The 11,908-nt window shown below is 69.0% G+C and carries 8 protein-coding genes; 3 read left to right on the forward strand and 5 right to left on the reverse strand.

Annotation, left to right across the window (positions count from 1 at the left end; translation table 11 throughout):
- Positions 1-80: 80 nt before the first annotated feature.
- Positions 81-1,547 (forward strand): CCA tRNA nucleotidyltransferase, encoded by a 1,467-nt coding sequence (locus tag ABT154_RS01805; protein ID WP_351851546.1) that lies wholly within the window; start codon positions 81-83, stop codon positions 1,545-1,547.
- 116 nt (positions 1,548-1,663) lie between these two features.
- On the opposite strand, the gene ABT154_RS01810 is transcribed toward ABT154_RS01805, so the two are convergent.
- The 3 genes from ABT154_RS01810 to ABT154_RS01820 form a co-directional block, all read right to left on the reverse strand.
- A complete protein-coding gene (locus tag ABT154_RS01810) occupies positions 1,664-2,926 on the reverse strand; it encodes an MFS transporter (protein WP_351851548.1) in 1,263 nt (420 codons plus the stop codon).
- Positions 2,927-3,001: 75 nt separating this feature from the next.
- Positions 3,002-4,084: an inositol-3-phosphate synthase gene (locus ABT154_RS01815; protein WP_351851551.1), complete on the reverse strand. Its 1,083-nt coding sequence runs from the start codon at positions 4,082-4,084 to the stop codon at positions 3,002-3,004.
- Between the two features lie 47 nt (positions 4,085-4,131).
- On the reverse strand, positions 4,132-4,812 hold the full coding sequence (locus tag ABT154_RS01820) for a PadR family transcriptional regulator (protein ID WP_351851554.1): 681 nt from the start codon (positions 4,810-4,812) through the stop codon (positions 4,132-4,134).
- Positions 4,813-5,184: 372 nt separating this feature from the next.
- Here ABT154_RS01820 and ABT154_RS01825 point away from each other — a divergent pair, with 372 nt between their 5' ends.
- Positions 5,185-7,941 (forward strand): transglycosylase domain-containing protein, encoded by a 2,757-nt coding sequence (locus ABT154_RS01825; RefSeq protein WP_351851556.1) that lies wholly within the window; start codon positions 5,185-5,187, stop codon positions 7,939-7,941.
- 116 nt (positions 7,942-8,057) lie between these two features.
- Positions 8,058-9,575: a glycosyltransferase family 87 protein gene (locus tag ABT154_RS01830; RefSeq protein WP_351851558.1), complete on the forward strand. Its 1,518-nt coding sequence runs from the start codon at positions 8,058-8,060 to the stop codon at positions 9,573-9,575.
- Positions 9,576-9,590: 15 nt separating this feature from the next.
- Here ABT154_RS01830 and ABT154_RS01835 read toward each other — a convergent pair whose 3' ends face one another.
- Both ABT154_RS01835 and ABT154_RS01840 read right to left on the reverse strand, forming a co-directional pair.
- On the reverse strand, positions 9,591-10,622 hold the full coding sequence (locus ABT154_RS01835; protein ID WP_317875335.1) for an alanine racemase: 1,032 nt from the start codon (positions 10,620-10,622) through the stop codon (positions 9,591-9,593).
- A gap of 103 nt (positions 10,623-10,725) precedes the next feature.
- Positions 10,726-11,844: a lipid II:glycine glycyltransferase FemX gene (locus tag ABT154_RS01840; RefSeq protein ID WP_351851562.1), complete on the reverse strand. Its 1,119-nt coding sequence runs from the start codon at positions 11,842-11,844 to the stop codon at positions 10,726-10,728.
- Between the last annotated feature and the right edge of the window lie 64 nt (positions 11,845-11,908).

The raw sequence follows: 11,908 nt of genomic DNA on the forward strand, positions 1-11,908 counted from the left end.
CCGGGCCGGCCGGTCCTACCCCGGTGCCCGCCGGAAAACGAGGACGTCGCCGCGAGCCGGGGCACGTACCCTTTTCTGTTGTGCCGAACGCCAACGAAGACACCCCGACTGCACTGAGCCAGGTGCAACGCCGCGCGGTCAGTGAACTGCTGCGCGTGTCCCCCGTCGCCGACGACCTCGCCCGCCGATTCCAGGAGGCCGGGTTCAGCCTCGCGCTGGTCGGTGGCTCGGTACGCGACGCCCTGCTCGGCCGGCTCGGCAACGACCTGGACTTCACCACCGACGCCCGCCCCGAGGACGTACTGAAGATCGTCCGTCCGTGGGCCGACGCCGTGTGGGAGGTCGGCATCGCCTTCGGAACGGTCGGCTGCCAGAAGGACGCCCGCGTCGGAGACGTCGACCAGCGCTTCCAGGTCGAGGTCACCACGTACCGCTCGGAGGCGTACGACCGGACCTCGCGCAAGCCCGAGGTCTCCTACGGAGATTCCATCGACCAGGACCTCGTCCGCCGTGACTTCACCGTCAACGCGATGGCCGTGGCCCTTCCGGAGAAGGAGTTCGTCGACCCGTACGGCGGTCTGGAGGATCTCGCCTCCAGGGTGCTCCGTACGCCCGGGACGCCCGAGGAGTCCTTCTCCGACGACCCGCTGCGGATGATGAGGGCCGCGAGGTTCGCCGCGCAGCTGGACTTCGAGGTCGCTCCCGAGGTCGTCGCCGCGATGAACGAGATGTCCGGCCGGATCGAGATCGTATCCGCCGAGCGTGTCCGTGACGAGCTCAACAAGCTGCTGCTCTCCGCCCACCCGCGCAAGGGCCTCGGGCTGCTCGTCGAGACCGGACTCGCCGAGCACGTCATCCCCGAGTTGCCTGCGCTGCGCCTTGAGAGCGACGAGCACCACCGTCACAAGGATGTCTACGAGCACTCGCTGACCGTGCTCGACCAGGCGATCGACCTGGAGGAGGACGGGCCGGACCTGGTCCTTCGCCTTGCCGCGCTGCTCCATGACATCGGCAAGCCGCGGACCCGTCGCTTCGAGAAGGACGGCCGGGTCTCCTTCCACCACCACGAAGTGGTGGGCGCGAAGATGACCAAGAAGCGGATGACCGCGCTCAAGTACTCCAACGAGATGATCAAGGATGTCTCGCGCCTCGTGGAGCTGCACCTCCGCTTCCACGGCTACGGGACCGGCGAGTGGACCGACTCGGCCGTGCGGCGTTACGTCCGCGACGCCGGACCGATGCTCTCGCGCCTCCACAAGCTGACCCGGTCCGACTGCACCACGCGCAACAAGCGCAAGGCGACCGCGCTCTCCCGCGCTTACGACGGCCTGGAGGACCGCATCGGCCAGCTCCAGGAGCAGGAGGAGCTGGACGCGATCCGGCCCGACCTCGATGGCAACCAGATCCAGGAGATCCTGGGGATCGGCCCCGGGCCGGCCATCGGTCAGGCCTACAAGTTCCTGCTGGAGCTCCGGCTGGAGAACGGCCCGATGGAGCACGCGCAGGCCGTTGTCGCGCTCAAGGAGTGGTGGGCCGAGCAGAGCTGAGCCGGCTTGCGCCGAGCCGGCGGCCGGCGCGGCGCTGTTTCACGTGAAACGCGGTGTTTCACGTGAAACACCGGCGCCTGCGAGATGGCCCGAGGGGTGGTGTTTCACGTGAAACATCACCCCTCCGTGCGTTCGCCGCGCCGCAGGGTCAGGGCGATCCCGGCGTAGATCACGGCCACGAGCACGATCAGCAGGGTGGACCGGCCGTCGGGTGGCAGCATCAGGGCCGCCACGCCCGCCGCGCTCACGAAGGCGACGTTGAACAGCACGTCGTAGAGGGCGAAGACCCGTCCTCGGTAGGCGTCGTCCACCGAGGTCTGCACCACCGTGTCCGTCGCGATCTTCCCTCCCTGGGTGATGAGCCCGAGGACGAAGGCGGCGACGAGGAACGGCGTAGGTGCGAAGGTCAGCCCGAGCGCCGGTTCCAGCACGGCGGCCGTCGCGGCGCACACGGTCATCCACCCGAAGGGACCGAGCCGCCCCACGGCCCAGGGGGAGACGACGGCGGCGGCGAAGAACCCGGCTCCCGACGCGGCCACGGCGAGTCCCAGCAGCCCGAGCCCCTCGGACTCCGTGGAGCTCCAGGCGTAGCGGCAGAGCATGAGCACGGTGACGAACAGAGCGCCGTAGCAGAAGCGCATGAGGGTCACGGCGGCGAGAGCGCGGGCTGCGGGGCGCCGTTCGGAGAGATGCCGCAGTCCGGCGGCGAGCCCACGGGCCGTCGAGGCCAGGGCCGAGGTGAGGGGCCCCGGCTCGGGGTCCGGATCGGGCCCGAGGAGCTCCCGGGGCATCCGGAGCGAGGCGAGGGCGGCGGCCAGATAGAGCAGGGCGCCGGAGGCCACCACGGCCGCGTTGGAGTTGTCGGCGAGCAGTTGGATGCCGAAGGCGAGACCGCCGCCCAGGGTCGCGGCGAGGGTGCCGGCGGTGGGGGAGAGCGAGTTCGCCACGACGAGCCGCTCCTCGTCCACGACCCGTGGGAGCGAGGCGGAGAGTCCCGCGAGGACGAAGCGGTTGACGGCCGTGACGGAGAGCGCGGAGGCGTAGAAGAGCCAGTCGGGGACGGAGGCGAGGACGAGCACGGCGGTCCCGCAGGCCAGCAGGGCGCGCAGGAGATTGCCGTACAGGAAGACCTGGCGGCGCTGCCAGCGGTCGAGGAGCACTCCGGCGAAGGGCCCGACGAGCGAGTACGGGAGCAGCAGGATCGCCATCGCGGAGGCGATCGCCGCGGCGGAGGTCTGTTTCTCGGGGGAGAAGACGACGTACGTGGCAAGGGCCACCTGGTAGACGCCGTCGGCGCACTGGGAGAGCAGTCGGACGGCGAGCAGGCGGCGGAAGTTCGTCAGGCGCAGGAGTACGCGCAGATCACGTACGACGGACATGGCAGCAAGACTCACACACGAAGAGGGTCCCCGGGCGGTAAGCCCGGGGACCCTCGATCGACAAGCGTGGGCGCCTTAGCGCTCGACCTCACCCTTGATGAACTTCTCGACGTTGGCCAGGGCCTCGTCGTCGAAGTACTGCACCGGCGGGCTCTTCATGAAGTAGCTCGACGCGGAGAGGATGGGGCCACCGATGCCGCGGTCCTTGGCGATCTTCGCGGCGCGCAGGGCGTCGATGATGACACCCGCCGAGTTCGGGGAGTCCCACACCTCGAGCTTGTACTCGAGGTTCAGCGGAACGTCGCCGAAGGCGCGGCCCTCAAGGCGCACGTAGGCCCACTTGCGGTCGTCCAGCCAGGCCACGTAGTCCGACGGACCGATGTGGACGTTCTTCTCGCCCATCTCACGGTCGGGGATCTGCGAGGTGACGGCCTGGGTCTTGGAGATCTTCTTGGACTCCAGGCGGTCGCGCTCCAGCATGTTCTTGAAGTCCATGTTGCCGCCGACGTTGAGCTGCATGGTGCGCTCAAGACGGACACCGCGGTCCTCGAACAGCTTGGCCATCACGCGGTGCGTGATGGTCGCGCCGACCTGCGACTTGATGTCGTCGCCGACGATCGGGACGCCCGCCTCGGTGAACTTGTCGGCCCACTCCTTGGTGCCGGCGATGAAGACCGGAAGGGCGTTGACGAAGGCGACCTTGGCGTCGATGGCGCACTGCGCGTAGAACTTCGCAGCGGCCTCGGAACCCACCGGCAGGTAGCAGATGAGGACGTCGACCTGGCGGTCCTTGAGGATCTGGACGATGTCGACCGGCGCCTCGGCGGACTCCTCGATGGTCAGGCGGTAGTACTTGCCGAGACCGTCGAGCGTGTGACCGCGCTGGACCGTGACGCCCTTGTTCGGGACGTCGCAGATCTTGATGGTGTTGTTCTCGCTGGCGCCGATGGCGTCGGAGAGGTCGAGGCCGACCTTCTTCGCGTCGACGTCGAAGGCGGCCACGAACTCGATGTCACGGACGTGGTAGTCGCCGAACTGGACGTGCATCAGGCCGGGCACCTTGGCCGCCGGGTCGGCGTCCTTGTAGTACTCGACGCCCTGCACCAGCGAGGCGGCGCAGTTGCCCACGCCGACGATGGCTACGCGAACCGAACCCATTCCGGTTGCTCCCTGTGTGTCGTGGAAGCCCTGCTGTGCGCAGGGTTTCACTTGTTGGTGTCGTCGGACGGATCCGGCCGGGTACTGCCCCCGTGCCGGGGCAGGCCGCCCGTTTCTCCAGAATCGTTGTCGTGCAGAGCCGCGGCGTCGGGGCCGGATCGCTGATCCCGCCCCGCTCGCTCGCTCTCGATGAGCTCGTTCAGCCAGCGCACTTCGCGCTCCACGGATTCCATGCCGTGGCGCTGCAGCTCAAGCGTGTAGTCGTCGAGGCGCTCGCGGGTCCGGGCCAGAGAGGCGCGCATCTTCTCCAGACGCTCCTCCAGCCGGCTGCGGCGGCCCTCCAGGACGCGCATCCGCACCTCGCGCTCGGTCTGCCCGAAGAAGGCGAAGCGTGCGGCGAAGTGCTCGTCCTCCCAGGCGTCCGGGCCGGTGTGGGACAGGAGTTCCTCGAACTGATCCTTACCTGCCGGGGTCAACCGGTAGACGATCTTCGCTCGGCGCCCTGCGAGTGAGGCGGCGAGGGCCTCCTCGGGGGCACTGCCCGGTTCCTCGATCAACCAGCCGTTGGCGACCAGCGTCTTGAGGCAGGGGTACAGCGTCCCGTAGCTGAAGGCCCGGAAGACGCCCAGCGAGGTGTTGAGGCGCTTCCGCAGCTCGTACCCGTGCATCGGGGCCTCGCGCAGCAGGCCGAGAACGGCGAACTCGAGGATGCCGGAGCGTCTGCTCATTCGTCGCCTCCTCCTCCGCTTTCGGGACCCTTATGCCGTGCTGATGTATCGACTCGATACATCAGCACGATAGAACGGGCTGTCAGTCCCGACAAGTGGGACCGCCGTGACCGGCGTCACATCGTGAATTCACAGCGTTCGACTTGCCTGATTTGGGGTGAACTCCGGCCCAAGGTGGGTTTTGGCCGTGCGTAGTCTGTGCGGCATGCAGACCACCGGGAACCGAGAGATGCCGCGGGGCGTCAGTGCTGCGGGTGACCGGCTGCGGTACGGAGGGGCCTCCGATGGGGTTCCGGCCGTGCGCATTTCGGGGGGACCGGAACTCAACTGCCGCTTCCAGGCGTACGCGCCTGCCCGAGGAGTAGTCGTTCGATGAGCGAGCATCGTCGCAAAATGCCGCCGCAGCAGCCGCCGACGGGCGGTCGCGCGGAGGCACGGCGCGCTGCCCAGCAGCCGGTGGGCCGCAGGTCGGCCCCGGCCCATGACGTCGGTATGGGGGCCCCTTCGGCCTCGTACGGACCTTCCTCCCCCGCCGGGGAGGAGCCGCGCCCCTATGGGGGCCGCGCGGAGGCCCGCAGGGCCGCCCAGCGCGGCAGCCGCCGAAAGGGGGCTGACGCGGGCCCCGGGGGTCCCGGTGGCCCCGGAGGCGGACGCCGAGGTGGCGGCGGCGGAGGCGGCCGTGGCAGTGGTCCGGGGCGGGGCTCCGGCGGTCGTCCGCCGGGCAAGAAGCGGATGATCGACTACCCGCGTTACGGCAAGCACGGCTGGCGTCGCTGGATGCCGTCGTGGAAGCTCGTGACGGGTACGTTCCTGGTCTTCGTCGGGATCCTGATGGGCGGCGCGGTCTTCGCGTACTCCAACGTGGTCGTCCCGAAGGAGGACGCGACCGCGGTCTCGCAGAACAACATCTACTACTGGGCCGACGGCTCGCGCATGGTCGCGACCGGCAGTGGCACCAACCGCCAGATCGTCGGCATCGAGCAGATCCCGAAGGTCATGCAGGAGGCCGTGGTCTCGGCGGAGAACAAGACGTTCTGGGACGACTCGGGCATCGACCCGATGGGCATCGGCCGCGCCGTGTGGAACATGGCCAAGGGCGGCGAGACCCAGGGTGGTTCGACCATCACCCAGCAGTACGTGAAGAACAACCGGCTCAACGACCAGTCGCAGACCGTGACCCGGAAGGTGAAGGAACTCTTCATCTCCATGAAGGTCGGCAACGAGTACGAGAAGTCGACGATCATGGCCGGCTACCTGAACACCGCGTACTACGGGCGCGGTGCCTACGGGATCCAGGCCGCCGCGCGCGCGTACTTCGACAAGGACGCCAGGTACCTCAACGCCAGTGAGTCGGCGCTGCTCGCCGCGGTGCTGAAGGGCGCGACGTACTACGACCCGGGCGGCTACCCGGAGATCGACCCCGAGGCCACGCCCGAGAAGAACCTCGACCGCGCCACCAAGCGGTGGAAGTGGATCCTCGACGAGATGGTCAACGACAAGAAGATCACCGCCGAGGAGCGCGCCAAGTACACGACCTTCCCGAAGGTCCAGAAGCGCAAGCAGGACGCCCAGCTGACCGGCCAGATCGGCTATCTCGTCAGCACGGCCAAGGCGAACTTCATCAACAAGAACACCGACGGCATCGGTGCGAAGGAACTCGAGCGCGGTGGCTTCGAGATCCACACCACCTTCCAGAAGCCGAAGGTGCAGGCGCTGGAGAAGTCGGTCAACAAGATCCTCAAGGAGTACATCGACCCGAAGAAGCGGCCGAAGGAGGACACCAACGTCCAGTTCGGCGGTGCCTCGGTGAACGCGCAGACGGGCGCGATCGTCGCGATCTACGGCGGTGTCGACGCCACCAAGCACTTCACCAACAACGCCGACCCGACCGGTGCCCAGGTCGGCTCGACCTTCAAGCCCTTCGTCCTGGCCGCCGCCATGAAGTACGGCGTGCGGGACAGCAAGTTGGGGCCGGAGCAGGGCGAGTCCTCCCGCACGATCGTCGACCCGGACAAGAGCCGCTACTCCGGCAAGGACGGGCTGAAGATCCGCAGGTACGACGGCGAGATCTGGGAGAACGAGAAGGGCGAGGAGTGGCGCCAGACCAATGACGACGGCGCGAGCTACGGGAACATGACGCTCCGCGAGGCCATGATCCGCTCGGCGAACTCGCCGTTCGTGCAGCTGGGCATGGACATCGGCATCGACAAGGTCCGTGAGGCCGCCGTCTCCGCCGGTCTGCGCAAGGAGTCGCTCGTCCAGGGCGAGGTGCCCTCGTTCTCGCTCGGTATCTCCAGCCCGAGCGCGATCCGGATGGCGGGCGCGTACGCGACCTTCGCCAACAACGGTGAGCAGAACGAGCCGTTCTCGGTGACCAAGGTGGTCAAGGGCGGCAAGACGATCTACAAGCACGAGGCGGCGGGCAAGTCGGCCTTCTCGCCGGCCATCGCCAGCAACGTCACGGACGTCCTCCGCGACGTCGTGGAGAACCCGAAGGGAACCGGTCGCAAGGCCGCCATCCCGGGCCGTGACGTGGCCGGCAAGACCGGTACGACCGACGGCAACAAGTCGGCCTGGTTCGTGGGCTACACCGCGCAGCTGTCGACCGCCATCGACATGTACCGGTTCGACGACGACGAGACGAAGAAGAACCGCGAGTTCCAGGAGATGTACGGCACGGGTGCCCAGCCGCGCATCCACGGTTCCTCGTTCCCGTCGCGGATCTGGAAGGACTACATGACGACTGCCGTGGAAGGCATGCCGCTCGTGGAGTTCCCCAAGCCGCTCGACCTGGAGAACGCCGAGCCCGTCTTCGGTGGCGGCGCCACCAGCCCGACCCCGAGCCCGACGGCCACGCCGACTCCCACCGCGACCACGACGCCGCCGACGACTCCCCCGGCCACCGCGACGACCACTCCCCCGGCCTCGCGGACGCCGAAGCCGGGCAAGACGACCTGCGACATCTGGGACTGGAACTGCAACAACCCCGGCAACCCCGGCGGCAACACGGGGCAGCCCACCACCACGCCACCCGCGACCGACACACCGACGCCGACCGATACACCGACGGACGGCAACCCCGGAGGCGGGAACGGCAAACCCGGAGGCGGCGGGGCCTGGATTCCCTGATCCAGCCCGCCCGCGCACACCCCTGAGGGCCGCCGCGGCCGCTCCGTACCTTCCGTACGGAGCCGGCAGCGGCGGCCCTCGCCGTTTTCCCGGAGACGTACGGCAGGATGTCCCCCATGCCGAGCCTCCAGAAGACGAGCGCGCCGCAGGACCGGCCACAGGGCCGCTCGCAGACGGTCATCCCCACCCACCGGGACAAGGTGGCCGCCGCGGGCAGCGAACTGATCGGCGGGCCCTACGGCCGCCGGGCGTCGTTCGGCACCGGGCAGCTGACGCCGGTGCGGGTGATCGCCCTCGTGGCCATCGGCATGTTCGCCCTCGGGATGGTGCAGAAACTGCCCTGCTACAACTGGGCGTGGTTCGAGGGCATCACCTCCCAGTACACCCACGCCTGTTACTCGGACATCCCGCACCTCTACGAGGGCCGCGGCTTCGCGGCGGGCCTCGTGCCGTACTTCGACCGGCTGGGCGGCGACATACCGTTCCTGGAGTACCCCGTCCTCACCGGCCTCTTCATGGAGGTCGCGGCCTGGCTGACGCCGGGCGGCGGGGCCATGCGGGATCAGGAGCAGGCGTTCTGGCTGGCCAACGCGGGCATGCTGATGGCCTGCGCGGCCGTTCTCGCGGTCTGTGTGGCCCGTACGCACCGGCTGCGCCCGTGGGACGGGCTGCTCGTCGCCCTGGCGCCCTCGATCGCGCTCACGGCCACGATCAACTGGGACATACTGGCCGTCGCGCTGACCGCCGCCGCCATCCTGATGTGGTCGAGGGAACGGCCGCTGGCCTTCGGTGTCCTGCTGGGACTTGCCACCGCCGCCAAGTTCTACCCGATCCTGCTCCTCTGCCCGCTGCTGATGCTCTGCTGGCGGGCGGGGAAGTGGCGGGAGTTCGGGACCGCGGTGCTCGGCACGGCCGGCGCCTGGCTGGTGGTCAACCTGCCCGTGATGCTGATGGCCCCCGAGGGCTGGAAGCAGTTCTATCTCTTCAGCCGGGACCGGAACGTCGACTTCGGCTCGGTCTGGCTGCTGGTGAGCCAGCGGACGGGCGACGCGATCCCGCCGGACCGGGCCAACCTGTACGCGCTGCTGCTGATGCTGGTGGCCGTGGCGGGCCTCGCCTACCTGGCGTTCACGGCGCCCCGCAGGCCCCGCTTCGTCCAGCTGGCCTTCCTGATCGTCGCCGCGTTCGTCCTGACCAACAAGGTCTACTCACCGCAGTACGTCCTGTGGCTGGTCCCGCTGGCGGCGCTCGCCCGGCCGCGCTGGCGCGACTTCCTGGTCTGGCAGACGTGCGAGGTCATGTACTTCGTGGGCATCTGGATGTACCTGGCGTTCACGAACAGCGGCGCCGCCAAGCAGGGCCTGCCGGTGGACGGCTATCAGTTCGCGATCGTCCTGCACCTGCTCGGCACGCTGTACCTGTGCGTGATGGTCGTACGCGACATCCTGACGCCCGAGACGGACCCGGTCCGGCAGGACGGCGCCGATGACCCCTCGGGGGGCGTCCTGGACGGCGCGGAGGACGTGTTCGCCGCCGGCCGGGCAGCCCGTCCGGCCCGGCCCGCGGCCCCCGCCGAGGACGAGGGCCTGCTGGTGGAATGGGGAACCCCCGGGGAACGGATTCCCCGGGGGTGAGCGGTGCCGGGCGGCTCAGCGCTCGACGAGCCGGTCGAACTGCGTCGTGGTGTGGCGCAGATGCGCCACGAGCTCGTCGCCGACCCGCGGCTCCTGGGCGTCGGCCGGCACGAACAGGATCGACACCTGCATGTGCGGCGGCTCGGCGAACCAGCGCTGCTTCCCGGCCCAGACGAACGGCGACAGGTTCCGGTTGACGGTGGCGAGCCCCGCCCGTGCGACGCCCTTGGCGCGCGGCATGACGCCGTGCATCGCCTTGGGGGCCTCCAGGCCCACGCCGTGCGAGGTGCCGCCGGCGACGACGACCAGCCAGCCGTCCGACGCGGCCTTCTGCTGGCGGTAGCCGAACCGGTCGCCCTTGGCGACCCGGGTCACGTCGAGGACCGCGCCCCGGTACTCGGTGGCCTCGTGGTCGCCCAGCCACAGCCGGGTGCCGATCCGGGCCCGGAAGCGGGTCTGCGGGAACTGCTGCTGGAGCCGGGCCTGCTCCTGGGCCCGCAGATGGCTCACGAACATGGTGTGCAGCGGCAGCCGGGCGGCCCGCAGCCGGTCCATCCAGCCGATGACCTCCTCGACGGCGTCGGTGCCGTCCGGGCGGTCCAGCGGGAGGTGCAGCGCGAAGCCCTCCAGGCGTACGTCCTCGATGGCGGCGTGGAGCTGCTGGAGCTCCTCCTCGCGGACGCCGTGCCGCTTCATCGAGCTCATGCACTCGATGACGACCCGGGCGCCCACCAGGGCGTGGACGCCGTCCACCGACGACACGGAGCGGATCACCCGGTCGGGCAGCGGAACCGGTTCCTCACCGCGGCGGAAGGGGGTGAGGACCAGCAGGTCGCCGCCGAACCAGTCCTTGATCCGCGCGGCCTCGTACGTGGTGCCCACGGCGAGCATGTCGGCGCCGAACCGGGCAGCCTCGTCCGCGAGGCGTTCATGGCCGAAGCCGTACCCGTTGCCCTTGCAGACCGGGATCACACCGGGGAACTGGTCGATGACGGTCTTCTGGTGCGCGCGCCAGCGAGCGGTGTCGACGTAGAGGGAGAGCGCCATGGCCGGCCCGGAACCTTTCTGATGGCAGCGGTGTGTCAAAGGTATGTACGAGACTACGGAAACGTCAGCGGTACGCCATGGGGCGGCGGCGCGACGTCGTGGATCAGCGGCGCGACATGTAGATGTCCAGCGCCTTGTGCAGCAGCTTGTTCAGCGGGAAGTCCCACTCGCCGACGTACTCGACGGCCTCGCCGCCGGTGCCCACCTTGAACTGGATGAGCCCGAAGAGGTGGTCGGTCTCGTCGAGCGAGTCGGAGATGCCGCGCAGGTCGTAGACGGTCGCGCCCATCGCGTACGCGTCGCGCAGCATCCGCCACTGCATCGCGTTCGAGGGCCGGACCTCACGGCCGATGTTGTCGGAGGCGCCGTAGGAGTACCAGACGTGCCCGCCGACGACGAGCATCGTCGCCGCGGAGAGGTTCACGCCGTTGTGACGCGCGAAGTACAGCCGCATGCGGTTGGGGTCCTCGGAGTTGAGGACGGTCCACATGCGCTGGAAGTACGAGAGCGGGCGCGGCCGGAAGTGGTCACGGACGGCCGTGATCTCGTACAGCCGCTGCCACTCGGCCAGGTCCTCGTAGCCGCCCTGGACGACCTCGACACCGGCCTTCTCGGCCTTCTTGATGTTTCGGCGCCACAGCTGGTTGAAGCCCTTGAGGACGTCGTCGAGCGAACGGTTCGCCAGCGGCACCTGGAAGACGTAGCGGGGCTGTACGTCACCGAAGCCGGCGCCGCCGTCCTCGGCCTGCTGCCAGCCCATCTTCCGCAGCCGGTCGGCCACTTCGAAGGCGCGCGGCTCGATGTAGGTGGCCTCGACGTCCTTGAGGCGCTTGACGTCGGGGTCCTGGATGCCGGACTTGATGGCGGCCGAGTCCCAGCGGCGGATGACGACCGGCGGGCCCATCTTCACCGAGAAGGCGCCCTGCTGCTTGAGGTGCGCCAGCATCGGCTGCAGCCAGTCGTCGAGATTGGGCGCGTGCCAGTTGATGACCGGGCCCTCGGGCAGATAGGCGAGGTAGCGCTTGATCTTCGGGAGCTGGCGGTAGAGCACCAGACCGACACCGACGAGCTCGCCGGCCCTGTCGAACCAGCCGAGGTTCTCCGAGCGCCACTCCGTCTTCACATCAGCCCACGCCGGGACCTGGCAGTGGCTCGCCGCGGGCTGGCTCTGGATGAAACCCAGATGCTGCTCGCGGCTGATGGTCCTCAGGGTCAGGCTCATGCGGGGCGCTCCTCGGCAGGTGTGTCCCCATCGGTCAGGGGCTCCGGCTCTCGCGCCGAAGCCT

This window comes from Streptomyces sp. NPDC001728 (genome assembly GCF_040297565.1).
In the GTDB taxonomy this organism is placed as follows: Bacteria; Actinomycetota; Actinomycetes; order Streptomycetales; family Streptomycetaceae; genus Streptomyces.